Source organism: Kitasatospora sp. NPDC093806 (assembly GCF_040683335.1).
Classification (GTDB): Bacteria; Actinomycetota; Actinomycetes; order Streptomycetales; family Streptomycetaceae; genus Kitasatospora.
The window spans coordinates 91885-116190 of the sequence record NZ_JBFBDO010000009.1 but is presented as its reverse complement, the minus strand read 5'-3'; the positions used below and the strand labels follow the sequence as shown (position 1 = coordinate 116190).

The following is a 24306-nucleotide window of genomic DNA, read 5'->3' as shown; positions in this document are numbered from 1 at the left end:
CGATGGTGTCCCTTCAGAGGGCACCCGGCCGCCGAGGCCTGCCGTAGGGTCGGTGGCATGCGACTGAGCACCGTGATCCTCCCCATCCACCGGTGGAGCGAGGGGCAGAAGATCTGGCGGCGGGCCGAGGAGCTCGGGTTCCATGCCGCGTACACCTACGACCACCTGTCGTGGCGGTCCTTCCGGGACGAGCCGTGGTTCGGGTCCGTCCCGACGCTGACCGCGGCGGCCACCGCCACCGAGCGCCTGCGCCTCGGCACCCTCGTGACCTCGCCGAACTTCCGCCATCCGGTGACCCTGGCGAAGGACCTGATCACGCTGGACGACGTGTCCGGCGGGCGGCTGACGCTGGGGATCGGCGCCGGCGGCACCGGGTTCGACGCCACCGCGATGGGGCAGGAGGCCTGGTCGCCGAAGGAGCGGGCCGACCGGTTCGGCGAGTTCCTGCCGCTGCTGGACGAGCTGCTGCGCAACGACTCCACCACCCGCGAGGGCACGTACTACTCGGCCGTCGAGGCGCGCAACATCCCCGGCTGCGCGCAGACCCCCCGGGTGCCGTTCTACGTCGCCGCGACCGGCCCGCGCGGCCTGCGGCTGGCCGCGGAATACGGCCAGGGCTGGGTGACGTACGGCGACGCGCGCGGCCCCGCGGACGTCCCGGTCGAGCAGGCGCCCGCGGTGATCGCCGCGCAGATCGAGAAGCTCACCGCGGCCTGCGAGGCCACCGGCCGCGACGTCGGCGAGCTGGAGAAGGTGCTGCTCCAGGGATCGACCGCGGAGAAGCCCCTGGAGTCGGTCGACGCCTTCGTCGACTGGGCCGGCACCTACCGGGAGCTGGGCATCACCGAACTGGTGATCCACTGGCCCGTCCCGGACTCGATCTTCGAGAACGACCTCGCCGTCTTCGAACGGATCGCCACCGAGGGCTTGGCCCAGTTGGGCTGATCCGCTGCGGACCGGGGCCCGCTCTGGCGCCCCGCTGACGCGGCCGGGTCGACGGGCCCGGCCGCAGCGGGCGGCATGGCAGGCTGGGTGATGAGGCATGACAGGTCGTCAAAGCCGTAACCCTCCCCGCTACACGCTGCTCCTGCCCCGGTGGGGTGGTGGGCCAGCACACTGGGCGGTCCGTTCCCCGTCACGGAAGGATCACCCATGGCGCGTTCCGAACACGCCCGGCTGCTCGGCCGGTTGGCCGCCGATCAGGCGAGTGCCGAGCGGCTGCGGATGCCGGTCGGCGAGTACCGGGGGCTGCGCGACGAGGCGCGCGTCGAGCCGGACGGGCCGTCCCGGCGGCAGCTGCTCGCCCGGGCCACCGCGCTCGGGCTGGGGGCGGCGGCGTTCGGCCTGGGCGGCGCCCGCCCGGCCCGGGCCGCCGAGCCGGCCGCCGCCCCGGCGCGGTTCACCGGCGCGGCGCCCCGGGTGGCGATCGTCGGCGCCGGCATCGCCGGCCTGAACGCCGCGCTCACCCTCGCCGACAAGGGCGTCGCCGCCACCGTCTACGAGGCGAACCCGGGCCGGATCGGCGGCCGGATGTACTCGGGCGGCGGCCCGTCCCACCCCGGGCTCTGGCAGAACGGCCAGGTGTCCGAGTACGGCGGCGAGTTGATCGACACCGGCCACCACACCGTGCGGCAGCTCTGCCGGCGCTTCGGGCTCGCCACCGCCGACGTCGCCGACGCCTACGGCTCGCAGGCCGAGCAGCACTTCCGGTTCGGCGGCGGCTACTACCCGCGGGCCCAGGCCGACGAGGACTTCAAGCAGATCTGGCAGGCGGTCAAGGCCGACGCCCAGGCCGGCGGCTCCGACCCGACCTGGGACGACCACAGCCCGGCCGCCGTCCGGTTCGACCGGATGTCCGCCCGGGAGTGGATCGACTCGCGCGTCCCCGGCGGGACGGGCAGCCGGCTCGGCGCGCTGCTCGACGTCGCCTACACCGTCGAGTACGGCGCCGACACCTGCGCGCAGTCCTCGTTCGCGCTGCTGCTGATGCTCTCCTGGCAGGCCCAGCCGGGCAGTTTCAACATCTGGGGCGGCTCCGACGAGCGCTACCACATCGTCGGCGGCAACGACCGGCTCCCGCTCGCCATCGCCGACGCGCTGCCGCCCGGCACCGTCCGGCGCGGCCACACCCTCACCGCGGTGGTCCGCAACGCGGACGGCTCGCAGACCCTCACCTTCGACGTCGACGGCGGCGGCACCCGCACCGTCACCGCCGACCACACCGTCCTCGCCGTGCCGCTGCCGATCCTCCAGCAGCGGGTCGACCTCAGCCGGGCCGGGCTGGACCCGATGATGACCGGCGTGCTGCGCGAGATGCGGATGGGCTACTGCACCAAGCTCAACATGCAGTTCGGCGGCCGCCCCTGGCGCGGCACCGGCCCCTGGCCCGGCGTCTCCACCGGCGAGTGCTTCGCCGACCTGCCGTTCCAGCAGGCCTGGGACGTCACCAAGGGCCAGCCGGGCGGCACCGGAATCCTGGTCCAGTACGGCGGCGGCTCCCGCGCCGGGGGCCTCACCCCGCCGGCCGCCTTCACCGACGCCACCACCCCGTACACCCGGGCCCTGGCCGGCAGCTACCTGCGCCAGATCGACACCGTCTGGCCCGGCACCTCCGCCGGCTGGAACGGCCGCGCCACCCTCTCCGCCTGGCACCTCAACCCGTACTCCTACGGCGCCTACTCCTACTGGCCGGTGGGCTACCTGACCAGCTACGCCGGCTACGAGGGCACCGCGCAGGGCCGCCTCCACTTCGCCGGGGAGCACACCTCGTACGACTTCCAGGGCTTCATGGAGGGCGGCGCCGAGTCCGGCGGCCGCGCCGCCGGCGAGATCCTCACCGCGATCGGCGCCTGACGAGCTCCCGGTGGGCGGCGGTCGGGCCCGCCGCCCACCGGAACGGCCGGATCCCCTAGGGGAAGCCGGGCGGGGCGTCATACCGCAGCAGCAGGCGGGCTCGTCATCCGAGCTCATGGCCCGGGCGGGGGGCGCGCACTACGGTGTGGTGCGTGTCCACTGTCATCAAGACGGACGGCCTCACCAAGAGGTTCCCCCGGGTGACCGCCCTCGATCAGCTCACCGTTGAGGTGGAGCCCGGGGTGGTCGGTCTGGTGGGGGCGAACGGGGCGGGCAAGTCCACACTCATCAAGATCCTGCTGGGGCTGGCCCCGGCGACCTCCGGGACCGGGCGGGTGCTCGGCCTGGACATCGCCACCCAGGGGTCGGAGATCCGCGAGCAGGTCGGCTACATGCCGGAGCACGACTGCCTGCCGCCGGACGTGTCGGCCACCGAGTTCGTGGTGCACATGGCGCGGATGGCCGGGCTGCCGGCCGCCGCCGCCCGCGAACGGACCGCGGACACGCTGCGCCACGTCGGCCTGTACGAGGAGCGCTACCGGCCGATGGGCGGGTACTCCACCGGCATGAAGCAGCGCGTCAAGCTCGCGCAGGCGCTGGTGCACGACCCCAAGCTGGTGCTGCTCGACGAGCCCACCAACGGCCTGGACCCGGTCGGCCGGGACGACATGCTGGCGCTGATCCGCCGCGTCTACACGGACTTCGGCATCTCGGTGCTGGTCACCACCCACCTGCTGGGCGAGCTGGAACGCACCTGCGACCACCTGGTGGTGATCGACGGCGGCAAGCTGCTGCGCTCCTCGTCCACCGCCTCCTTCACCGGCGCGACGGCCACCCTGGCCGTCGAGGTGACGGACCACCCGGACGACCACGCCCTGGACGCGAGCGCCGCCGTGCGCGACCGGCTGGCCGCTGCCGGGCTCTCGGTGCAGACCGACGGCTCGCGGATCCTGCTGGTCGGACTGGCCGGCGACGACACCTACGACACCATCCGCGACACCGTCGCCGACCTCGGCCTCGGCCTCGTCCGGCTGGAACAACGGCGGCACCGGGTCGCCGAACTGTTCACCGGCAACCAGGAGAACGAAGGAGGTGCCGCCGATGTCGCTGCCTCCTGAGCTCCGGCCGGCCGACACCGGCGTCATCCACGACATCGGCTACCGCGGCTACACCGGCCCCCGGCTCGGCCGGGCGTACGCCGCCCGCTCGCTGTTCACCCAGAGCCTGCGCGCCGCGTACGGCCTCGGGCGGTCCGGCAAGTCCAAGGTGCTGCCGATGATGGTGCTGGGCGCGGTCACCGTGCCCGCCGTGATCATCGTCGCGGTCGCCGTCGTCGCCAAGGCCGAGAAGCTGCCGGTCGACTACCCGCAGTACCTGAGCACGATCGGGCTGGTCGTCTCGATCTTCCTCGCCTCGCAGGCGCCGGTGCTGTTCTCCCGGGACCTGCGCCACCACACCGTGCCGCTGTACTTCTCCCGCCCGATCACCCGCGCCGACTACGTCCGGGCCAAGTTCGCGGCCATGGCCGGCGCCCAGCTGCTGCTGATGCTCGCGCCGCTGCTGGTGCTGTACGTCGGCTCGCTGCTGATCGGACTGGGCTTCGGCGACCAGACCGAGCACTTCCTGTACGGCCTGGTCGCGGCGGTGCTGTACGCGCTGGTGCCGACCTCGGTCGCGGTGGTGATCGCCGCCGCCACCCCGCGGCGCGGCTTCGGCGTGGCCGCGATCATGGGCTACCTGGCGGTCAGCACGGTCGTGGTCGGTGTGGTGGTCGGGATCAGCATCGACGGTCCCGACGGGGGGATCTCGGACTCCGCCCAGTGGGTCGCGCTGCTGTCGCCGGGCGGGCTGGTGGAGAGCCTGACCAACGAGCTGTTCGACCTCGGCTCCGGTCTGCAGCGGATGCACGCGCCGGGCGGGCTCGGCGTGCTGGTGTTCTCCGCCGTCGCCGCCGGGATGGTCGCGGGCTCCTACCGGCTGCTGCTGCGCCGTTACCGCGGTATCTGACCAACCACGTATCTGAGAGGGCGTCATGGCCACCATCACCATCGACAAGGTCTCCCGCTGGTTCGGGAACGTGGTCGCCGTCAACGACGTCAGCATGGCGATCGGTCCGGGCATCACCGGCCTGCTCGGGCCGAACGGGGCCGGGAAGTCGACCCTCATCCACATGATGAGCGGCTTCCTCGCCCCGTCCACCGGCGCGGTCACCCTGGACGGCGCGCCGATCTGGCGCAACCAGCAGGTGTACCGGCAGATCGGTCTGGTCCCCGAGCGGGAGTCGATGTACGACTACCTGACCGGCTGGGAGTTCGTCCTCGCCAACGCCGAACTGCACGGCCTCCCGCACCCCGGCGCCGCCGCCCGCAAGGCGCTGGAGCTGGTCGAGATGACGTACGCGCAGGAGCGGCGGACCGGCACCTACTCCAAGGGCATGAAGCAGCGGGTCAAGATGGCCTCGGCGCTGGTCCACGACCCCGCCGTGCTGCTGCTCGACGAGCCGTTCAACGGCATGGACCCGCGCCAGCGGCTCCAGCTGATGGAGCTGCTGCGGCGGTTCGGCTCGGACGGCCGCACGGTGCTCTTCTCCTCGCACATCCTGGAGGAGGTCGAGCAGCTGGCCCGGCACATCGAGGTGGTGGTCGCCGGCCGGCACGCCGCCTCGGGGGACTTCCGGAAGATCCGCCGGCTGATGACCGACCGCCCGCACCGCTACCTGGTCCGTTCCAGCGACGACCGCAGGCTCGCCTCGGCGCTGATTGCGGACCCGTCGACGGCCGGCATCGAGCTGGACTGGCACGAGAAGGCGCTGCGGATCCAGGCGGTGAACTTCCAGGGGTTCACCACGCTGCTGCCCAAGGTCGCCCAGCGGGCGGGCATCCGGCTGTACACCGTGGCGCCGGCGGACGAGTCGCTGGAGAGCGTCTTCTCGTACCTCGTCTCGGCGTAGCGCCGGGCCGGCCGGTACCGACGCGACCCACCAGAACCCCAGGACCTCAGGACCTCAGGAAGGCCGACCCACCATGAACCCGACCGTCGCCAGGCTGACGCTGCGCGGCCTGCTCGGCCGCCGCCGCGGCTTGCTGCTGCTGGTGGTCCCCGCCCTGCTGCTGCTCGTCTCGGCGCTCGCCGCGGGCGCCAGCGGGGACAAGCACGACCTCACCGTGAAGATCCTCGGCCAGCTGGGCCTCGGTACCCTGCTGCCGATCCTCGGCCTGGTCGTCGGCACCGGCGCGATCGCCACCGAGATCGACGACGGCTCGATCGTCTACCTGCTGGCCAAGCCGCTGCCCCGGTGGAAGATCATCACCACCAAGCTGGCGGTGGCGATCGGCACCACCTGGGCGTTCGCGGCCGTCCCGATGCTCTTCGCCGGGCTGCTGCTGTACGGGACGAAGGAGGGCCTGGCGGTCGCCTACACGGTGGCCGCGCTGGTGGCCGGGGCGGCGTACAGCGCGCTGTTCCTGCTGCTCGGCGTGGTCACCCGGCACGCGGTGGTGGCGGGGCTGGCGTACGCGCTGGTGTGGGAGTCGGTGATCGGCAACTTCGTCGAGGGCGCCCGGACGCTGAGCGTCCAGCAGTGGGGGCTGTCGGTGGCCGAGTCGGTCGCCGCCGAGGGCTCGATCACGGCGGACGTCTCGCTCGGCGCGGCCGTCCCGCTGCTGCTTGCGGTCACGGTGGTGGCGACCGTCCTGGCCTCGGTGAAGCTGGCCGGGCTCACCCTGGCCGCGGAGGAGTAGCGGCGGCCGGCTGCTGCGGCGCAGATTCTTCCTCGGGGAAGAACCTGCTCGGGAAAGGACTCTGCTCCGGCGCAGTATCTGCGCCGGAGCAGAGTCGTCCTCGGAGAAGAATCTTCTCCGATGCAGAAGCTGCATCGGAGAAGAGGAATCCTCAGAGCGTGCGGTTGCGCCCGGCGCCCCAGCCGGCGGCGGCGACCACGGCGGCCAGCACCAGCATCAGCGCGAGCGGGGTGGTCCAGTCGCCGGTCAGCTGGTGCAGCGCCCCGGCGCCGACCGGGCCGGCCGCCGCGACCAGATAGCCGACCGCCTGCGACATCCCGCCGAGCTGGGCGGCCCCGGCGGCACTGTCGGTCCGCAGCACGATGAACGCGAGCCCGAGGCCGAGCGAGCCGCCCTGGGCGACGCCCAGGATGGTGGCCGCGACCCAGGCGCCGGGCACCGGGGCGATCAGCAGGACGGCGATGCCGACCCCGTTGAGCCCGGCCATCACCACGGCCAGCGCCCGCTGGCTGGTCATCCGGCCGGCCATCAGCGGGACCAGGAAGGCACCGGCCACCTGCACCAGGTTGGAGAAGGCGAAGACCAGGCCGGCCTCGCCCCGGTCCATCCCCTGGTCGGCCAGGATGGTCGGCATCCACGCGACCAGGGTGTAGACCAGCAGCGACGAGATGCCCATGAAGAGGCTGATCTGCCAGGCCAGCGGCGAGCGCCAGATCCCCTCGATCGGCCGGGCCGACGCGGCCGGGGCAGTCGGGGCAGTCGGGGCGGCGGTACCGGCGGCACCGGTGGCGCCCCGCTCCAGCCGGGCCCGCAGCACCTGCGGCAGCCAGGCGACCGCCGCGACCAGCGCCAGCAGCGACCAGGCGCCGAGCGAGGCCCGCCAGCCGCCGCCGAGGGCGTGCTCCAGCGGCACCGACAGACCGGCCGCGAGGGTCGCGCCGACCAGCATGGTGGTCGAGTAGACGCCGGTCATCGCGGCGGCCTTGCCCGGGAACTCGCGCTTGACCAGGCCGGGCATCGAGACGTTCAGGACGGCGATCGCGACGCCGATCACCACGCAGCCGGCGTACAGCGCGACCACCGAGGGCAGCACCCGCAGCAGCACGCCCGCGCCGAGCACCAGGACGGCGCCCAGCACCACCCGCTCGGTGCCGAACCGCCGGGTCAGCCGCGGGGTGAGCGGGGCGCCGACGCCCTGGAAGAGCACCGGCACGGTGGTGATCAGCCCGCTCGCGGTGGCGGAGAGCCCGAAGGTGCGCTGGATCTCGCCGACCATCGGCGACACCGCCGCCAGGCAGGCGCGCATGTTCAGGGCGACCAGCAGGATGCCGGTCAGCAGCAGCGCGGGGTGGGCCAGCCGGCCGCGGACGCGCAGGGGCAGGGAGGTGGCGGTGGCGACGGCGGCGGTGGTGACAACCGGCTGCTGGGCACGGGTGACGGCCATGGGTGTGGTGCTGCTCTTTCGTGGAGTTCGGGTGCGCGGACGACGGAAGGGGGCGCCGACGGGCGGATCCGCTCAGGACCAGCCCCGGGCGCGCCCGGTCACTTCCGGGCGGCGATGGCGGCGAGGAGCTGCTCGACGGTCGCGGTGGGCTCGGCGAGCAGCCGGCGACAGGCCGCCTCGGCCCGGTCCGGGTCGCCGCTCTCGATCGCGTCGACCAGCGCCGCGTGGGTGGCGACGACCACCTCGGGCATCTCGTGGTCGCCGAACGCCGTCCGCATCGACTCGCGCACGGAGGCGCCGAAGTAGCGGTACACCTCGGTCAGCGCCGGGTTGTGCGCGGCCTCGACGACGGCCGTGTGGAACTCCAGGTCGTGCTCGACGGTGGCCTCGCGGCCGGCCCGCTCGGGGTGCGCGGCGATGACCTCGGCCTCGCGGGCCAGCGCGGCCCGCATCCGGACGATGTCCTCGGGCGTGTGCCGCAGGGCCGCCAGCCGGGCGCCCTCGGCCTCCAGCGCGGCGCGGACCTCCAGGACGTCCCGGACCCCGGAGCGCTGGACGCCGCGCAGGACGGCGGCCGGGTCGCTGGTGGAGCGGACGAAGGTGCCCTCGCCCTGCCGGGAGACCAGCATCCCCGCGTGCACCAGCACCCGGATCGCCTCCCGGACGGTGTTGCGCCCGATCCCGAGGCGCTCGGCCAGCTCGTGCTCGGTGGGGATGCGGGTGCCGACCGGCCAGACCCCGGCGCTCAGCTGCTCGCGCAGCTGCTCGATCGCGGTGTCCACCAGGGAGCGCCGTCCGGCGGTCTGCAGCGTGTCGCCGCCGTTGCCCGCGGTGCCTCTGCCCGCGTTCCCCGCGTTGCTCGCGCTGCTCATGGCGGCTCCTCCCCGGTCCATCGCTCAGCTGGGTCGTCGGTCATCCTACAACCGATTGCCCGGTCATCCTACAACTGCGGATGAACGTCGCGGGAACCGTCCACGGCGGGTCGGCGTTCCTCCGGTCGACACACCCCCCTGATGCGAGGAGAGCGTCCGCATGGTGTTCAAGAAGCTGCTCGGTGCCCTGGGCGTCGGCGGTCCCGGCGTCGACACCGTCCTGAGCACGCCGGTCGTGCAGCCCGGCGGGACGATGGCCGGGACGGTCGAGCTGACCGGCGGGACGGTGGACGCGGACATCCGGGGGATCACGCTGACGCTGGTCGCCCGGGTCGAGATCGAGCACGAGGACGGCGAGAGCACCGGGCTCTACCCGTTCGCGCGCTTCTCGGTGACCGAGCCGCTGAAGCTGGCGCCGGGCGAGAACCGCTCGATCCCGTTCGCCGTCCAGGTGCCCTGGGAGACCCCGGTCACCAGCATCGCCGGGCAGCGCCTGCACGGCATGCAGCTCGGCGTGCGCACCGAGGTCGACATCGCGGGCGCGCTGGACAAGGGCGACTCCGACCCGCTGGAGGTCGAGCCGCTGCCGGTGCAGCGCCGGGTGCTGGAGACCCTGCTCCAGCTCGGCTTCCGGTTCCGGTCGGCGGACCTGGAGGCCGGGCACATCCGCGGCACCGGGCAGACCCTGCCGTTCTACCAGGAGATCGAGTACTCCTCGGCGCCGCAGTACGCGCACGCCTGCAACTCGCTGGAGGTCACCTTCGTGACCACCCCGCACAAGGTCGAGGTGGTGCTGGAGGCCGACAAGCGCGGCGGCCTGTTCGGCGGCGGCGGGGACGTCATCCGCACCCACGTGGTCGAGCACGGCCAGGCCGACCAGGACCTCACCGGGCTGGTCGACGGCTGGATCCGCGCGGCGCTCTGACCCGCCGCCCCGGCCGGTGCGGCGGCCCCGCGCGGCGGTCCTGCGCGGCGTCCCCGCGCGGCGGTCAGCCGTAGGAGACGTTGCTGCAGATGTCGTCGTCGGCCGACCTGGCCTCGTTGACCACCTCGGTGGGCAGCGGGGCCGGGGCGCCGGACGGGCCGGCATCCGCCGAGGGGCCGGCACTCCCGCCCGCACCGGGACTCCCGGCGGCGTAGTCCCGGCCGAGCAGCAGGCTGATCCCGGCCGCCGACCCCGGGGCGACCGCGGCGCCCGGGAACAGCGCGGCGACCTTCTCCGCGTTGGCCCGCTGACCGGCCCCGTACTCGACGGTGGTGGCCGCCCGGGCGGTGCTGCGCGCGGTGGCCAGCCCGGCGACGGTGACCCTGGCCGACCGGAGCGTCTCGGCGGCCCGGGCGGCCAGGCCGGGGGCGTTGGTGCCGTTGTAGACGGTGACCCGGATCGGCGGACCGTCGGTGACCAGCGGCGAGGGCGACGGAGTGGGAGTGGCGGACGGTGACGGGGGCGCGGACGGCGACGGCGCGTCCTCCTGCCGGCCGGTGGCGTCCTGGCCGTCGATGGTCCGGTCGGCCTGGAGGGTCCGCCACAGGTTGTCGACCGCCGGGTGCACCAGGTCGATCCGCGCCCCGCTGTAACGCCAGGGCGTGGTCAGGAACTTGACCTCGTGCAGGTCGATGTCCTTCAGGCCGAGCGCGAAGTCCACCAGCTTGGCGGCCGAGTCGAGGCCCGGGTCGACGGTCATCGACCGGGTGGCCGCGTCGGCCAGCGGCAGCAGCGTGCCCGGGTTCAGTCCGGCGCCCTTGATCTTGGCCAGCAGTGAGGCGAGGAAGGCCTGCTGACGCTTCATCCGGCCGACGTCGGAGTCGTCGCCGATGCCGTGCCGGAGCCGGACGTAGTCCAGCGCCTGCTGGCCGGAGACCCGCTGGCGGCCCTTGGGGAGGACGACCTTGCCCTTCCGGCCGAGATTGGGGTTGATGTTCCCCTCGTAGATGTCGTTGGGCAGGCAGACGTCGACGCCGCCGACCGCGCCGGTCATCGCGGCGAAGCCCTCGAAGTTGACCTCGATGGTGTGGTCGACCCGGATCCCGGTGAGCCGTTCCACGGTGTTCTGGGTGCAGGCCGGGTTGCCGGACTCCGTGTTGCCCACCGAGAAGGCCGAGTTGAACATCTGCCCGGGCTGCTCCTTGGTCCACTTGCCGTTCGGGAGCTTGCAGCGGGGGATGGTGACCAGGGCGTCGCGCGGGATCGAGATGCCCACCGCGTGCCGGTGGTCGGCGTGGACGTGCAGCAGGATCGTGGTGTCGGAGCGGGCGCCGCCCTCGTCGCCGCCACCGAGGTCGCTGTTCCTGCCGGAGCGCGAGTCGGAGCCGATCAGCAGCAGGTTGACCGGCCGGTTGCCGTGGGAGTCGGGGCTGGCCTCGGGCGGGCGGTCGGGGGAGACGGCGCCCGGGTCGAAGGTCCGGAGGTTGCCGTTCAGCTTGTAGTACACGGCGCCACCGGTGCCGGCCAGCACGACCAGGACCCCGGCCACCGACCAGGCGATGATCCGCCGGGCGCCGCGCCGGCCGCTCCGCGCGGGGCCGCGCGGTCCGGCCCGCCTGCCGTCGGGGGGCCTGCCGTCGGGGAGCCGGTCATCGGGGAGCCGTCCGTCCGGGAGCGCGGCCGACCCGTCCCGCCGGCCGGCGCGGGCGGCCGCCCGGCCTCCCTCGGTGCCGCCGCCCCGGCCCGGGCGGCCGGTGGCGAGCCGGCTCTGGGCGGCGCGGCGGGCCTCGGCCCGGCCGCCGGGGCGCGGTGCCGGGACCCGGCCCGGGCTCTCCTCGGGCCGTCCGGTCCGGACGCCGCCGTCGGCGCGTCGTCGCCCAGCCGGTTCCGGCGGGCCCTCGTCCCACTGGCCTGACATGGCGCGCACCTCTCAGCGGCGGAAGCGGGCAACTCTGGGAGCATACAAACCCTTCCGCCGCCGCCCGGCCGTCGAATCCGGCCGCACCCCCGCCGACCCGCCGCTTCGGCGCAGCGGCTCACCCCAACGGCTGAACCCGTTTACGGTGCGGCGGAATTCACCCCGACGAGGGGCGTCACCTCGCCCGGGGCCACACCGTTCGGGGCGTGTTGCGCGGAGGCGCGCGGCCGGGGCGCGTGCCGCGCGGGACCGGGCTGTGGGGGCGCGTCGCCCAGGGCGCGCCGCTCGGCGTACGCCGTCCGGCCCGTCACCTCGCCCGGGCCCGCCACTCCGGCCGGGGCGTCAGCCGATCGGGTAGAGGCGCTCCAGGACCACCGCGACGCCGTCCTCGTCGTTGCTCACGGTCACCTCGTCGGCGACCGCCAGCAGTTCCTCGTGCGCGTTGGCCATCGCGACGCCGTGCTTCGCCCAGCCGAACATCGGCACGTCGTTGGGCATGTCGCCGAAGGCGATGGTGTCGGCGGCGCGCACGCCCAGCCGGCGGGCGGCGACGGCCAGTCCGGTGGCCTTGGAGAGGCCGAGCGGCAGCAGTTCGACGACGCCGGGGCCCGCCATCACCACGCCGACCAGGTCGCCGGCGGCGCGGCGGGCAGCCTCGGCGAGCTCGTCGTCGGAGAGGTCGTGGTGCTGGATGTAGAGCTTGCTGACCGGGGCGGCGAGCAGTTCGTCCTTCTCGGCCCGGACGACCGGCAGTTCGGAGCCGATCTGCAGCCGGTAGCCGGGGCCGGCCAGGACGTCGCCCTCCAGGCCGTCCTGGTTGGCGGCGACGGCCAGCGGGCCGGTCTCGGCCTCGATCTTGGCGATGGCCAGCGCGGCCAGCCGGCGGTCCAGGGTGAGCGAGGTGAGCAGCTTGTGCGCGCCCGCGTCGTAGACCTGGGCGCCCTGTCCGCAGACGGCTATGCCCCGGTAGCCGATCTGGTCGAAGACCGGGCGGGCCCAGGCGGCCGAGCGTCCGGTGACGATGATGTGCAGCGCCCCGGCGCCGGTGGCGGCGGCCAGCGCGGCGCGGGTGCGTTCGGAGACGGTCTCCGCGCTGGTCAGCAGGGTGCCGTCGAGGTCGGTGGCGACCAGCCTGTAGGGCAGGCCGCCACCGTCCGCGGGGGAGACGGGGCTGGGGCTGGTGGTGCTCATGGGCCGTGCGTCTCCCGGGAGTTGCTTCGTCCCGCGGTGCCGCGGGGGTATTACCCGGCCGGTCGCCCGGCCGGACCGGCTACTTGACCGGTTCCAGCACGGTGCGGCCGCCGAGGTAGGGCCGGAGCGCCGCCGGGACGACGACCGAGCCGTCGGCCTGCTGGTGGTTCTCCAGGATCGCCACGATGGTGCGCGGGACGGCGACCAGGGTGCCGTTCAGCGTGGCCAGCGGGCGGACCTTGCCCTCCTCGCGCATCCGGATGGCGAGGCGGCGCGACTGGTACTCGGTGGTGTTCGAGGTCGAGGTGACCTCGCGGTACTTGCCCTGGGTCGGGATCCAGGCCTCGATGTCGAACTTGCGCGCGGCCGAGGCGCCGAGGTCGCCGGAGGCGACGTCGATGACCCGGTAGGGCAGTTCGAGGGCGTTGAGGAAGTCCTTCTCCCACTGGAGCAGGCGGCGGTGCTCGTTCTCGGCGTCCTCGGGAGTGGTGTAGACGAACATCTCCACCTTCTCGAACTGGTGGACGCGGATGATGCCGCGGGTGTCCTTGCCGTAGGTGCCGGCCTCGCGGCGGAAGCAGGACGAGTAGCCGGCGTAGCGCAGCGGCAGCTTGTCGGCGTCGATGATCTCGTCCATGTGGTACGCCGCGAGCGGGACCTCGCTGGTGCCGACGAGGTAGCGCTCGTCGTCCTCCAGGAAGTACACGTTCTCCGCTGCCTGGCCGAGGAAGCCGGTGCCGTCCATGGCGGCCGGGCGGACCAGGGCCGGGGTGATCATCGGGACGAAGCCGGCGGCGGTGGCCTGGGCGATCGCCATGTTGACCAGGGCGAGCTCCAGCAGCGCGCCAGGACCGGTCAGGTAGTACGACCGCGCACCGGCGACCTTGGCGCCGCGCTCGGTGTCGATCGCGCCCAGGATCTGGCCCAGCTCGACGTGGTCGCGGGGCTCGAAGCCCTCGGCGGCGAAGTCGCGCGGGGTGCCGATCTCCTCCAGCGTGACGAAGTCCTCCTCGCCGCCGACCGGGGCGGCCGGGTCGATGAGGTTCGCCAGCGAGCGGAGCAGGCGCTCGGCCTCGTCCTTGGCCTCGCCCTGCTCGGCGTCGGCCGCCTTCACCTCGGCGGCCAGCTCCTTGGTGCGCTGGAGCAGGGCGGTCTTCTCCTCGCCCTGGGCCTTGGCGACGAGCTTGCCGAGCGACTTCTGCTCGGCGCGCAGTTCGTCGAAGCGCGTGCCCGAGGACCGGCGGCGCTCGTCGGCGGAGAGGAGGGCGTCGACCACGTCGACGTCCTCGCCACGGACGCGCTGCGAGGCGCGCACTCGGTCAGGGTCCTCACGGAGCAGGCGAAGGTCAATCACGGGCCCAAGCCTACCGGGCGGGGGCCCGTCCACCGGTACCGGTTTTCCCCTGGGGATAACTCGCCCCGGCCTGTGGATAACCGCTGTGTGCAACCGCCCGGACGACGGTTATCCACAGGCGCGCGGCCCGGCCTGTGGATCGTCGGTCGAGCGCGGCGGCCGACAAAATGAACCGGGGAATTGAGGTTTCAAACCTCATTTGACCTTCCCGAGTGAGGGAATTGAAGCACTCGGACGGGTGATTTGCTGGCAGCCGGGTGACTCTGGTCCGATTAGTCATCTCTGCGACGCAAACCGATGATCCGACCGATGTGCGCAGTGGCTATACCGGTTTGTCGACTCATCCCCAGGCCTGTGGATAACTCGCGGCTGTGGACAGAACCCGCCCCTGTGGACAAGCCGCTCGCACCGGCGGCCGCCCTGTGGACGGCCGCCGAGGGCGCCGGGAACGACCCCGGGCGCGGTGCCGGAAACGGTGGAGAACAGTGGGAAAAGGACCGGCCAACGCCGGTCCCACCCGGAGTGTCGCTCAGATGTCGGTGTCGCTCAGATGTCGCCGCGGCCGTCGAGGCAGCGGGAGAGCCAATCCGAGGCCGCGGAGAAATCCGCGTCCGAGGTGCCCGGCCGCTGGTGCCGGGAGGCCTGCCGGTCGGCGCGCGGATAGGAACCGAGGAACCGCACCTGCGGGCAGATCCGCTTCAGGCCCATCATCGCCTCGGCCACCCGGCGGTCGCTGAGGTGCCCCTCGCAGTCGATCAGGAAGCAGTAGTTGCCGAGCCCCTCGCCGGTCGGCCGGGACTCGATCCGCATCAGGTTGACCCCGCGCACCGCGAACTCCTGGAGCAGCTCCAGCAGCGCGCCCGGGTGGTCGTCCGGCAGCCAGGCCACCATCGAGGTCTTGTCCGCCCCGGTCGGCGAGGAGATCCGCCCGGGCCGGCCGACCAGCACGAACCGGGTGGTCGCGCTCGCCGCGTCCACGATGTCCTTGACCAGCGGGTCCAGCCCGTAGATCGGCGCCGCGAACTCGCCCGCGAACGCCCCGTCGTACCGGCCCTCGGCCACCAGTCGGGCCCCGTCGGCGTTGGACGCGGCCGACTCCCAGAGCGCGTCCGGCAGGTTGGCGGCCAGCCAGCGGCGGACCTGCGCCTGGGCCACCGGGTGGCTGGTGACGGTCTTGACGTCGGCCAGCCCGGTGCCGGGTCGGACCAGCAGGGCAAAGGTGATCGGCAGCAGCACCTCGCGGTAGATCATCAGCGGCGCGCCGGCCGCCAGCTCGTCGTTGGTCGCCGTGACGGCGCCCTCGACCGAGTTCTCGATCGGCACGAACGCGCCCGAGGCCTCGCCGCCCCGCACCGCGTCCAGCACCAGCTGCACCGAGGACATCGGCACCAGCTCCCGGGTCGCCGCCTCGGGCAGCGTGCGCAGGGCCGCCTCGGTAAACGTCCCCGCCGGCCCGAGGTACGTGTAGCGGGTTGCCGACATGACGCCTCCAAGGGAACGGGGGGAACGGGGAGCGGCGCCCGACGGCGCCATGGCGTCCGAGGACACCGGAAGCAGCCAACCTTAGCCACTCCGCGCCCCCTCCCACGATCGCGTTCCACTCCGTGGGAGGAGGCGTTGCGAGCGGCGGACGGCGGGCCCGGCGGATCCGCCGGGCCCGCCGTCCGGCCGACTCAGTCCAGCAGGGTCTGCCCGACGTACCCGCCCTGCGGCGCGCCCGGCGGGACGGCGTAGACGCCGCTGGCCTCGTGCCGCAGGAAGCGGGAGAGGCCGTCGCCCCGGGACAGCTTGCGCTGCACCGGGGTGAAGCCCTTGCGCGGGTCGGCCTGGAAGGCGAGGAACAGCAGCCCGGCGTCCGGCGACCCGTCGGGCAGCAGCCCGTCGTGGTACGAGAAGCCGCGCCGCAGCATGGCCGCCCCGCCGTTGGCGGCCGGCGCCGCGACCCGGATGTGCGCGTCGGACGGGATCGCCAGCGCGCCGTCCGCCCCCTGCGCGCCGAGGTCCACCGGCGCGGACTCGCCCGCGCCGTCGGGCGCGCCGAGCGGGGCGCCGTCCGACTTGCGCCGCCCGATCACCCGCTCCTGGCGGTCCACCGGCAGCGCCTCCCAGTTGTCCAGCAGCATCCGGATCCGCCGGAACACCAGGAACGAGCCGCCGGCCAGCCAGGCCGGCTGCTCGCCCCCGGCGGCGCAGAACACCTTGGCGGCGAACCCGTCCTCGCTCGGCTTGGGGTTGTTGGTGCCGTCGACCTGGCCCATCAGGTTGCGCCCGGTCATCGGGTTCGGGGTGGCGCCGGGGGTGCGGGCGAAGCCGGACGCCTGCCAGCGCAGCGCCGCCGTTCCGGCCGCCTGCCGCTGGAGCACCCGCAGGGCGTGCACGGCGACCAGCGCGTCGTCGGCGCCGATCTGGACGAACAGGTCGCCGTCGCCGCGGGCCGGGTCGAGCGCGTCGGCCGGGAAGGCGGGCAGCGGTTCGAGACCGGCCGGGCGGCGGTCGGCCAGCCCGGCCTTGTCGAACAGACCGGCGCCGAAGCCGAAGGTGACGGTGAGCGAGCAGGGGCCGGCGTCCAGGGCGATCTGGTTCTCGAACTCGTCGGCCGGCTCGCCGACGGCCATCCGGGCGGCGGTCCGTGACCAGCGCTGCAGCAGGGTGCGCAGCCCGTCCCGGCCGACGCCGCCGGCCAGGTCGAAGGCGGCCAGCTGGACCCGGGCCTGCTGCGGGTCGAGGATGCCGCTCTGGCGCTCGCCGTGGAACGGCAGCCGGGCCGGGCCGAGGCCGCGGGCCGCTCCGGCGGCGGCCGCGTCGGCGGACCCGCCGGACGGGGACCGGTCCGGGCGGTCCAGGACGACGGCCGCGGCCGCGCCGGCGCCCGCCCCGACCACCAGGCCGGCCCCGGCGGTCCCGAGCAGCGCCCGCCGGGTGAAGCCGGGGGTACTGCCCTCGACGCCCTCGGGGCCTTCGGTGTTCTTGCTGTTCCTGGTGCTCTTGCCGTTCGTGGTGCTCGTGGTGCTCTTCATGACGGTCACCCGATCTTCAGCTGCTTGATCTCCGTGGTCTGGTCGATGTCGGAGGATCTGATCACCACCGACAGCACCCAGTTCCCGGCGAGCGGCAGCTGAGCCGTCCCGGTCCAGCGCCCCGTGCCCTCGACGGTCAGCGGGACGGTGAGCGGGCCGAGGTCGCGGTCCGGCAGGGTGAAGGCGAGTTCCAGCTCCGGTACGTCGACCGGCTGCCCGTCCGTGCCGTCCAGCTTCAGGTGCACCTCGTTCGACCCGGTGCGCGCCGGGTTGAGGGTGACGGTCGCCGTGCCCTTGGCGTTCGGCGTCCGGCCCTTGGTGTCGTACGGGAGCTTGAGCTCCATGGTCTGGCCGGGCACCGTCTGCGGGGCCGGCCCGCCGCCGGTGCCGGACGCCGTCCCGGCCGCGGGCGCGGTGCCGTTCGCGGCGCTGTTGGCGGCTCCGGCCGCGACCTCGCCCGCCACCCGTCCGGGCGGCGAGTTGGTGAGCATCGTGGTGACCACCAGGACGGCCACCGCGACCGCCGCCTCGACCAGCACGGACCGGCGCAGCCCGGCCCGGTTCGGGGTGAGCCCGCGGTCCCGGTCGGCGTTGGTCCGGGCGGCCCGCTGCCGGGCCAGCTGGGCCTGCCGGACCGGGTCCTCGGCCCGGGCCGACCCTGAATCCGACGCCGACGCCGACGCCGACGCCGACCCCGAATCCGACGCCGCGTCCGCGGTCGCGCCGACCGCCGCGGGGACGGTCGCCGGGACGACCGCCGCCGCCTCCTCCGGGGTGGCCCGCAGCCGGGCCAGCCAGGTGCGGGACATCCAGGCGACGCCGAGCATCGCGACCACGCAGCCGGTCTTCACCAGCAGCAGCCGCCCGTACTCGGTGCCGGTCAGCGCGCCCCAGCTGCCCAGGCCGCGCCAGGACTGGTAGACGCCGGTGCCGGCGAGCACCACGACCGCGCCGAACGCGATCCGGGAGAACCGGTCGGCGACCTCCGCGCCGATGCCCTCGCGCAGTCCGACCAGCATCGCGGCCAGGCCGCCCAGCCAGAGCGCCATCGCGATCAGGTGCAGCATGCCGAGCGGCAGCGCCAGCCAGACCTGGATGCCCACCGAGGCGTGGTCGGCGCCGACCCAGGTCGCGGAGAGCGCGACCGCGAGCACCAGCCCGGCGACGCCGAGGCCGAGCCGGGCCTCGCGCTGCGGGCGTTCGGCGGCGCGCCGCTCCAGCTCCCGCAGCTCGGCCTCCTCCGGGTCCCCCGGCGAGGCCGGCGCGGCCGGAGTGGTCGGAGTGGCCGGCGACGCCGGACCGGGCCGGCCCGACGGCTGCCCGAGCTGGCCGACCAGCAGCGACAGGAACACCCCGCTCGCCGCGAGCAGCAGCAGCCGGGCCGCCAGCGCGGTCCCGATCCGCTCGTCCAGCGTGGCGCGGATCAGCGACAGGTCGAAGGCCTTGGCCACCCCCGAGCCCCGCTCGTACGGGCCGCGCAGCATCAGCACCGCGACCGTCGAGACCAGCAGCGCCACCCAGCCGGTCATCAGCAGCCGCTGCACCGGCCGCCGGGCCGCCCCGCCCGGCCAGCAGACCAGCACGAAGCCGGCCGCGCCGACCAGCAGCGCGAACGCCCCGTACGCGACGGTCCGCGCGGTGCCGTACAGCGCGGCGACCGTGCCGTCCGCCTCGGCGCTGCTCAGCTCGGTGGTGGAGACCGTGGTGGCCGAGGGCGCGCCGATGGAGAAGGTGAACGCCCCGCCGATCGGGTGCGAGTCCTCCGAGACGGCCCGCCAGGCGACCGTGTAGGTGCCGTTGGCGAGCCCGGAGCTCAGGCCGACTCGCGCCGTGCTCGGCTTGCCGTCCGCGTGCGCCGGGCTGCCGGAGTCGACGGCCTTGCCGGCCGGGTCGAGCACCCGCACCGAGTCCGCGGACAGCGAGACCGCCTCGCTGAAGGTCAGCGTGACGCTCTGCGGCGCGGCGGCCAGGACGGCGTTCTGCGCGGGGTCGGTGGACTGCAGGGTGGCGTGCGCGGCGGCCGGTCCGGCGCCGGCGAGCAGCAGCGCGAGCACCGCGCCGAGCACGCCGAACAGTCCGGCGATCCGGCGGGCCGTCAGCCGTCCGATCAGCATCGTGTGGATCCCTTACTGCTGTTCGAGGTCGGCTACTGCTGGCCGGGGCGGTAGGTGAGCTCCTTGACCGGGACCTTGACCGAGATGGTGCCGGTCCGGGCGAAGGTCAGGTCCAGTTCGAGCTCGTCGCCCACGGTGGGGGACTTCTGCCATCCCATGATCATCAGGTGGGTGCCGCCCCGGGCGAGCTGCAGCGCGCCGTGCGCGGGCACGTCCAGCTTCTCGACCTGCTCCATGGTGCTGGCGGTGGAGCGGTGCATGGTGACCGACGAGGCGCCGGGGCTGGAGACCTTGACCAGCTCGTCGCCCTCGCCGCCGTCGTTGCGCACCGTCAGGTAGCCGGCCCCCATGCCGCCCGCCGGGGGCAGCGGGATGTAGGAGTCGGCGACGCTCAGCCGGGCCGGGCCGCTGCTCGCCGCCGCCTCGGCCGTCACGCCGCCGGCGCCGTCCTGGCCGCCCGCCCCGCAGGCGACCAGGAAGGCGCCGCCGCCCAGTGCCGTCGCCAGCACCGCCCCCGCGAGCGCGGTCCGGCGGAAGCCGAGGGTGGTGCGGGTGCCGCCGAGGCCGTTCACGCGGCCACCCCCTTGGCGAGCAGCGGCAGGTCGTGCTCGTAGGTCTTCACCTCGGTGCCGCTCAGGTAGAGCAGGTGCGCCTTGTCGTCCGAGGGCAGGAAGGCCAGCACCTGGGCGCCGTGGGTGGAGGTGACGGTGCCGTCGCCGTTGACCACCGGGTCCTCGATCAGGATGCCGAGCGTCTTGGCGGCCGTCTTCACCTTGGCCAGGTCGCCGGTGAGGCCTATGAAGTCGCTGCCCATCGAGTCCAGCCAGGTGCGCAGGACCTGCGGGGTGTCGCGCTGCGGGTCGGTGGAGACGAAGACGATGTTGACCTTCTGCCGCTCCTCCGCGGAGAGCTTCTTCATCGCCACGCCGATGTCGCCCATGGTGGTCGGGCAGACGTCCGGGCAGCTGGTGTAGCCGAAGAACAGCAGCGTGGTCTTGCCGGCGGTCTTCTGGCGCAGGTCGTACGGCTGGCCGGCGGTGTCGGTCAGCTGGAGGTCCGGCTTCTCGAAGTTCTTGCCGAGCACGGTGCCCTCGTAGGGCGAGTCGGACTTCTGCTTGGTGACCTTGGCGGGGGCGGACGAGCCGCCGTCGGAGCCGCAGGCGGTCAGGGTGAGCGCGGCGGCCAGGGCGACGGCGGCGGCCCCGGCCAGGCGGGCGCGGCGGCCGGGGCGGGCGGTGCGGGCGGAACGGGCGGAGCTGGGCATGGCGAGGTCCGATCGTATGCGGTGGATCACCGGCGGGGCCGCGCCCGGGACGCGGGCACGGCCTGCGACGGGTGCCGGACGCGGCCCCGCCGGTGCTGGGGTCAGGAGGCCGGGCCGCTGTTCTTGCGGCGCAGGCCGAGGATGCCGACGGCGGTGCCGATCACGCCGACCACGATGCCGACGACGCCCAGCACCCGGGCGGTGGAGTCACTGGCCTTGTCGTTCGAGGACGCCTCGTCCTTGGCGTCGCCGTGGGTGTGGCCCTCGGCACCGGCCGACGGGGCGGCGGTGGCGGTCGGGGTGGTGCCGTGGCTGTCGCCGTGGCCGTCGGCGGAGGTGGCCTTGGTCAGCTTCAGCACGGGGGCGGGCTTGGCCGGCTCCGGCTGGCCGTCCTTGGCCTCGTCGATCCAGCGGACGACGTCGCCGTTCTCGTAGCTCTGCAGCGCCTTGAAGACCAGCTTGTCGGTGTCGGTCGGCAGCGGGCCGAGCGAGACGCGGAACTCCTGGAACTGGCCGGGGGCGATCTTCACGCCGGCGTCGGCGGTCCAGGTGATCTTGGAGACCGCCTCGTTGACGTCGTTGCCGTGCACCTTGATCGGCTTGTCGAGCTTGGACTTCTCGACGACGGCGGTCCAGCCCGGCAGCGGCTGGGTGCGGACCGAGGCCAGCGGGTGGTCCAGCGGGAGGTTGACCTCCAGCTTGACGGTGCCGGCGGCGTCGTTCTCGTTCGGGACCCGGAAGTCGACGGCGGTGTAGCCGCCCTGCTCGGCACTGCCCGGGTTCACGGTGACGTGCGCGAACGCGGGACCGGCCAGGGCCACCACGGAGGCGGCGGCGGCGAGGACGACGGCGGCGGTACGACGGGCGGGAAGGGAACGCATGGTGTTCGTGGTCTCCGATCGGAGGCTCGACGGCAGGCAGACCGCTCACCGGCACGGGTTTCTCCGTGCCACGGCGGCTGCCGCGCGGCGTGGGGACGAGGTGGGGGAGGGCCGCAGGACCGCACGGGCTTCAGGGCTCCGGACGTGCGGCGGGTACGGCTCGGCTGCGCGCACACCCGTCACGCCGGCACCGATGGGGGGCACCGCGGGGGCGGGTCAGTACGCGAAGGCCCCGACCGGCGGCCCGCGCCGCACCACGCTGTGCCGCAGCGCGGCACCGGCCGGCAGCGGGTCGTCCCCGCCGCGGCCACCCGCCCGGCGGACCGGGCCGCCGGACACGCCGAACAGACCGCGCAGCAGCACCGCGGCCAGCGCGCACGCCGTCCGCAACGGCGCCGCCCAGTGGCTCTCGGCCGCCGACACGGCGATCCGTACCAGCCGCCACAGCGCCGCCTCGCCGCGCCGCAGCCACCAGCCGGCCAGCAGGGCCGCGGCCAGGTGGCCGGCGAACATCGCCGGCGTCATCCCGAGCACGTCGCCCTGCCACCACGGCGCGGCCGGGTAGGCCTGCGGGTCCAGGCCCGCGCCGGCCACCAGCTGCTCCGCGGTCGGATTGCCGGACAGCCCGATCAGCGTGCCGGGCCGGGCCTCGTTGCAGATCAGCCGGCCCGCCACCTGCGGCAGGGTCAGCGGGCCGGAGCCCAGCGGACCGCCGTGGTGCGCGCCGGCGGCCGCGTGGCCGCCGAAGGAGTGGAACAGCAGGTGCAGGCCGAACTGGCCGGCACCCAGCGCCCCGGCGATCGCGCCGAGCGAGCGCTCCCGGCCGCCCAGGGCGACGGCGAGCAGCAGCACGGCCGCGAAACCCGCGCCGAGCGCGGGCAGCGCCACGTTCCCGCCACCCGCCACCGCGTGCCCGGCGGCCGCGATCAGCGTGCACACCAACGCGAACGGGAGGGCCCGGGCAAGCCGCAGGTCCCAGGCGGCGGCCCCCACCGGAGCGTCCGGTACGGGGGCGCCCGGGAGTGGGGCGGCGGCTGGGGCAGTCATGGCCGGGACATCATCTCATCGCCTACCCCCGCCGGGTCGGCAGGGTGGGAAATCCCTACGAATGCCCCGTTCGGCCCCGCGTGCGGGCCCCGCAGTGCGCCGCTCGGCACAAGCCCGTCCCCCAGTCCATCCGCCGAACGAGCGGTAGCGGACCTCCGGCACGGTTCACCCCCGCACGGCTCGGAGATACCTCGTTATATGTGGAGCCGCAGCCAGGAGGGACCTCCCGTGGACATCTGGTGGACTCTGCACCTCAAGCGCGACCCGGCCAGCGTGCCGCTGGCCCGCCGCATACTGCTCGGCGCGATGGCGACCGCGGGCGTCGACCCGCAGATCGCCCACGACCTCGGCGTCGCCCTCAGCGAGGCCTGCGCCAACGCCGTCGAGCACGGCGCCGGCGGCCGGCCCGACGAGGGCTACCAGGTCACCGCCTCGATCAGCGGCGACCTGCTGCGGATCGAGGTGACCGACTCCGGCCCCGGCCTGCCCACCCCGGCCCCCGCCCACCCGGTCCGCCGACCCGCCCCGGCCCCGGCCCCGCCCGCCCGGCCGGCCGCCCACCGCCGCACCCGCCGCGGCCGCCCGACCGTCCCCGGCCCGCTGCTCACCGCCCACCGCCCGCGCCGCGACGGCCGCCCCTACGACACCCACGTCCTGCCCGCCCCCCTCCCCGCCGCCGCCCCGCTCCCCACCCTGCGCCCGGTGGACCTCGACACCCTCCCCGAACTCACCGCCGAATCCGGCCGCGGCCTCTTCCTCATCCACGCCCTCACCGACCACGTCCAACTCCGCAACCACCCCCTCCGGGGAGCGATCGTCAGCTTCGACAAGATCCTCAAGTGGCAGGACGACGCCCTGCTCCGCGCGGTGTCGTAGCGCGCCCGCTCTCCCCCTCCTCCCTCTGAAAAGCGACGTCCCGCCCGTGCGCCGGTGCGCGCGGGCGGGACGTCGGGGTGGGGCGGGGGTCAGTCGCGGGTGGCCTTGCGGCGGCGGGCGACGAAGATGGCGGCGGCGCCGAGCGCGATCGTGGCGGTACCGGCGATGGCGAGCGGCATGGTGCCGGAGCTCGCGCCGGTCTCGGCGAGGTGGCTGCCGGTGCTGCCGGTCGTGGCGGTGCCCGGACCGGTCGAGGTGCTCGCGGACGGCGCGGCCGTCGTGGCCGTCGCGGTCGGCGACGCGCTCGCGGTGGGCGAGACGGTCGCCGTGGGCGCGGTGGTGGCCGGCGCCTTGTCGGTGACCTTGATGGTGCCCGTGTGCGAGCCGCTGAGCTGGGGGCAGTTGTACTTGTAAGCCGGGGCCGAGCCGGGCGGAAGGACCTCGGTCTGGCCGCTGAGGGTGAAGCCGTAGGCGCCGAGCGGGGTCTTCGCGCCGGCGGTGACCCGCAGCTTCACGGTCACCTTCCCGCCGCGCTCGACCGGGAAGGAACCGAGGCTCGTCGGCCGACCGCCGTAGGAGACGGTCTGCCAGTCGGAGTCGCCCACGCGGGCCTGGACGCCGGGCGCGTCGGGGCCCAGCGGGGCGGCGAGGCCGGCGTTGAGGAGGAGCTTCTCGACCTTCGCGGAGCTGGAGTTCTCGAACACCACCGTGAAGTCCTGCGGGGCGCCGCCGGCGACGACCAAGCCGTCCGCCGGGCCGCTCGCGGTGATCGGCATCGGGGCCTGCGAGATGCCCAAGCAGCCGTACGGC

At 74.3% G+C, this 24306-nt stretch carries 21 protein-coding genes; 8 read left to right on the top strand and 13 right to left on the bottom strand.

Translation table 11 applies throughout. The annotated features are described in order from the left end of the window. Positions 1–57 precede the first annotated feature (57 nt). The 6 genes from AB0N76_RS08430 to AB0N76_RS08405 all read left to right on the top strand — a co-directional run bounded on the left by AB0N76_RS08430 (position 58) and on the right by AB0N76_RS08405 (position 6593). Entirely contained in the window at positions 58–945 is an 888-nt protein-coding gene (locus AB0N76_RS08430; protein WP_363554516.1) for an LLM class flavin-dependent oxidoreductase, read from the top strand. 207 nt (positions 946–1152) lie between these two features. Further along, entirely contained in the window at positions 1153–2853 is a 1701-nt protein-coding gene (locus AB0N76_RS08425) for an NAD(P)/FAD-dependent oxidoreductase (protein WP_363554514.1), read from the top strand. Positions 2854–3005: 152 nt separating this feature from the next. Beyond that, positions 3006–3971 carry an ABC transporter ATP-binding protein gene (locus AB0N76_RS08420; RefSeq protein ID WP_363554512.1) on the top strand — a complete coding sequence of 322 codons (966 nt, stop codon included), beginning with the start codon at positions 3006–3008 and terminating at the stop codon, positions 3969–3971. After that, a complete protein-coding gene (locus AB0N76_RS08415) occupies positions 3955–4860 on the top strand; it encodes an ABC transporter permease (RefSeq protein WP_363554510.1) in 906 nt (301 codons plus the stop codon). The genes AB0N76_RS08420 and AB0N76_RS08415 overlap by 17 nt, the downstream gene beginning before the upstream one ends. A 25-nt stretch (positions 4861–4885) precedes the next feature. Then, the gene (locus AB0N76_RS08410) at positions 4886–5803 is read left to right on the top strand and encodes an ABC transporter ATP-binding protein (RefSeq protein WP_363554508.1); all 918 of its coding nucleotides are present in this window, start codon (positions 4886–4888) and stop codon (positions 5801–5803) included. A gap of 73 nt (positions 5804–5876) precedes the next feature. Continuing rightward, positions 5877–6593: an ABC transporter permease subunit gene (locus AB0N76_RS08405; RefSeq protein WP_363554506.1), complete on the top strand. Its 717-nt coding sequence runs from the start codon at positions 5877–5879 to the stop codon at positions 6591–6593. Between the two features lie 151 nt (positions 6594–6744). Here the strand turns inward: AB0N76_RS08405 and AB0N76_RS08400 are convergent, their stop codons facing one another. Both AB0N76_RS08400 and AB0N76_RS08395 read right to left on the bottom strand, forming a co-directional pair. After that, complete coding sequence (locus AB0N76_RS08400) at positions 6745–8037, bottom strand: MFS transporter (protein WP_363554504.1); 1293 nt, start codon at positions 8035–8037, stop codon at positions 6745–6747. A 98-nt stretch (positions 8038–8135) separates the two neighbouring features. Beyond that, a complete protein-coding gene (locus AB0N76_RS08395) occupies positions 8136–8909 on the bottom strand; it encodes a FadR/GntR family transcriptional regulator (protein ID WP_363554502.1) in 774 nt (257 codons plus the stop codon). Positions 8910–9069: 160 nt separating this feature from the next. On the opposite strand from AB0N76_RS08395, the gene AB0N76_RS08390 reads away from it, so the two are divergent. Next, positions 9070–9834 carry a sporulation protein gene (locus AB0N76_RS08390; RefSeq protein WP_363554500.1) on the top strand — a complete coding sequence of 255 codons (765 nt, stop codon included), beginning with the start codon at positions 9070–9072 and terminating at the stop codon, positions 9832–9834. Between the two features lie 64 nt (positions 9835–9898). Here the strand turns inward: AB0N76_RS08390 and AB0N76_RS08385 are convergent, their stop codons facing one another. The 10 genes from AB0N76_RS08385 to AB0N76_RS08340 form a co-directional block, all read right to left on the bottom strand. Beyond that, positions 9899–11752 carry an LCP family protein gene (locus tag AB0N76_RS08385; RefSeq protein WP_363554498.1) on the bottom strand — a complete coding sequence of 618 codons (1854 nt, stop codon included), beginning with the start codon at positions 11750–11752 and terminating at the stop codon, positions 9899–9901. A 342-nt stretch (positions 11753–12094) separates the two neighbouring features. Next, on the bottom strand, positions 12095–12943 hold the full coding sequence (locus AB0N76_RS08380; RefSeq protein WP_363554496.1) for a Cof-type HAD-IIB family hydrolase: 849 nt from the start codon (positions 12941–12943) through the stop codon (positions 12095–12097). A 79-nt stretch (positions 12944–13022) separates the two neighbouring features. After that, positions 13023–14297, bottom strand: a complete 1275-nt coding sequence (serS, locus tag AB0N76_RS08375; RefSeq protein ID WP_363554494.1) for a serine--tRNA ligase — start codon at positions 14295–14297, stop codon at positions 13023–13025. Positions 14298–14843: 546 nt separating this feature from the next. Further along, positions 14844–15779, bottom strand: a complete 936-nt coding sequence (gene pheA, locus AB0N76_RS08370) for a prephenate dehydratase (protein ID WP_363554492.1) — start codon at positions 15777–15779, stop codon at positions 14844–14846. A 191-nt stretch (positions 15780–15970) separates the two neighbouring features. Beyond that, positions 15971–17314, bottom strand: a complete 1344-nt coding sequence (gene efeB / locus AB0N76_RS08365; RefSeq protein WP_363554489.1) for an iron uptake transporter deferrochelatase/peroxidase subunit — start codon at positions 17312–17314, stop codon at positions 15971–15973. A gap of 5 nt (positions 17315–17319) precedes the next feature. Further along, positions 17320–19428, bottom strand: a complete 2109-nt coding sequence (locus tag AB0N76_RS08360; RefSeq protein ID WP_363554487.1) for a FixH family protein — start codon at positions 19426–19428, stop codon at positions 17320–17322. Between the two features lie 32 nt (positions 19429–19460). After that, positions 19461–20000 carry a copper chaperone PCu(A)C gene (locus AB0N76_RS08355; protein ID WP_363554485.1) on the bottom strand — a complete coding sequence of 180 codons (540 nt, stop codon included), beginning with the start codon at positions 19998–20000 and terminating at the stop codon, positions 19461–19463. Further along, entirely contained in the window at positions 19997–20692 is a 696-nt protein-coding gene (locus tag AB0N76_RS08350) for an SCO family protein (protein ID WP_363554483.1), read from the bottom strand. The genes AB0N76_RS08355 and AB0N76_RS08350 overlap by 4 nt, the downstream gene beginning before the upstream one ends. Before the next feature lie 101 nt (positions 20693–20793). Next, positions 20794–21573: a YcnI family protein gene (locus tag AB0N76_RS08345; protein ID WP_363554481.1), complete on the bottom strand. Its 780-nt coding sequence runs from the start codon at positions 21571–21573 to the stop codon at positions 20794–20796. Between the two features lie 216 nt (positions 21574–21789). Beyond that, a complete protein-coding gene (locus AB0N76_RS08340; protein ID WP_363554479.1) occupies positions 21790–22620 on the bottom strand; it encodes a hypothetical protein in 831 nt (276 codons plus the stop codon). A gap of 228 nt (positions 22621–22848) precedes the next feature. On the opposite strand from AB0N76_RS08340, the gene AB0N76_RS08335 reads away from it, so the two are divergent. Next, positions 22849–23496: an ATP-binding protein gene (locus AB0N76_RS08335; protein ID WP_363554477.1), complete on the top strand. Its 648-nt coding sequence runs from the start codon at positions 22849–22851 to the stop codon at positions 23494–23496. A gap of 89 nt (positions 23497–23585) precedes the next feature. Here AB0N76_RS08335 and AB0N76_RS08330 read toward each other — a convergent pair whose 3' ends face one another. Beyond that, positions 23586–24272 carry an LPXTG cell wall anchor domain-containing protein gene (locus AB0N76_RS08330; RefSeq protein WP_363554475.1) on the bottom strand — a complete coding sequence of 229 codons (687 nt, stop codon included), beginning with the start codon at positions 24270–24272 and terminating at the stop codon, positions 23586–23588. Positions 24273–24306 lie beyond the last annotated feature (34 nt).

Coding starts and splice junctions, on each gene's coding strand:
- AB0N76_RS08380 (WP_363554496.1), bottom strand. CDS start 12,943: ATGAGCACCACCAGCCCCAGCCCCGTCTCCCCCGCGGACGGTGGCGGC.
- AB0N76_RS08395 (WP_363554502.1), bottom strand. CDS start 8,909: ATGAGCAGCGCGAGCAACGCGGGGAACGCGGGCAGAGGCACCGCGGGC.
- AB0N76_RS08405 (WP_363554506.1), top strand. CDS start 5,877: ATGAACCCGACCGTCGCCAGGCTGACGCTGCGCGGCCTGCTCGGCCGC.
- AB0N76_RS08350 (WP_363554483.1), bottom strand. CDS start 20,692: ATGCCCAGCTCCGCCCGTTCCGCCCGCACCGCCCGCCCCGGCCGCCGC.
- AB0N76_RS08415 (WP_363554510.1), top strand. CDS start 3,955: ATGTCGCTGCCTCCTGAGCTCCGGCCGGCCGACACCGGCGTCATCCAC.
- pheA (WP_363554492.1), bottom strand. CDS start 15,779: ATGTCGGCAACCCGCTACACGTACCTCGGGCCGGCGGGGACGTTTACC.
- AB0N76_RS08385 (WP_363554498.1), bottom strand. CDS start 11,752: ATGTCAGGCCAGTGGGACGAGGGCCCGCCGGAACCGGCTGGGCGACGA.
- AB0N76_RS08360 (WP_363554487.1), bottom strand. CDS start 19,428: ATGCTGATCGGACGGCTGACGGCCCGCCGGATCGCCGGACTGTTCGGC.
- AB0N76_RS08425 (WP_363554514.1), top strand. CDS start 1,153: ATGGCGCGTTCCGAACACGCCCGGCTGCTCGGCCGGTTGGCCGCCGAT.
- efeB (WP_363554489.1), bottom strand. CDS start 17,314: ATGAAGAGCACCACGAGCACCACGAACGGCAAGAGCACCAGGAACAGC.
- AB0N76_RS08330 (WP_363554475.1), bottom strand. CDS start 24,272: ATGCCGATCACCGCGAGCGGCCCGGCGGACGGCTTGGTCGTCGCCGGC.
- AB0N76_RS08390 (WP_363554500.1), top strand. CDS start 9,070: ATGGTGTTCAAGAAGCTGCTCGGTGCCCTGGGCGTCGGCGGTCCCGGC.
- AB0N76_RS08345 (WP_363554481.1), bottom strand. CDS start 21,573: ATGCGTTCCCTTCCCGCCCGTCGTACCGCCGCCGTCGTCCTCGCCGCC.
- AB0N76_RS08340 (WP_363554479.1), bottom strand. CDS start 22,620: ATGACTGCCCCAGCCGCCGCCCCACTCCCGGGCGCCCCCGTACCGGAC.
- AB0N76_RS08400 (WP_363554504.1), bottom strand. CDS start 8,037: ATGGCCGTCACCCGTGCCCAGCAGCCGGTTGTCACCACCGCCGCCGTC.
- AB0N76_RS08430 (WP_363554516.1), top strand. CDS start 58: ATGCGACTGAGCACCGTGATCCTCCCCATCCACCGGTGGAGCGAGGGG.
- AB0N76_RS08410 (WP_363554508.1), top strand. CDS start 4,886: ATGGCCACCATCACCATCGACAAGGTCTCCCGCTGGTTCGGGAACGTG.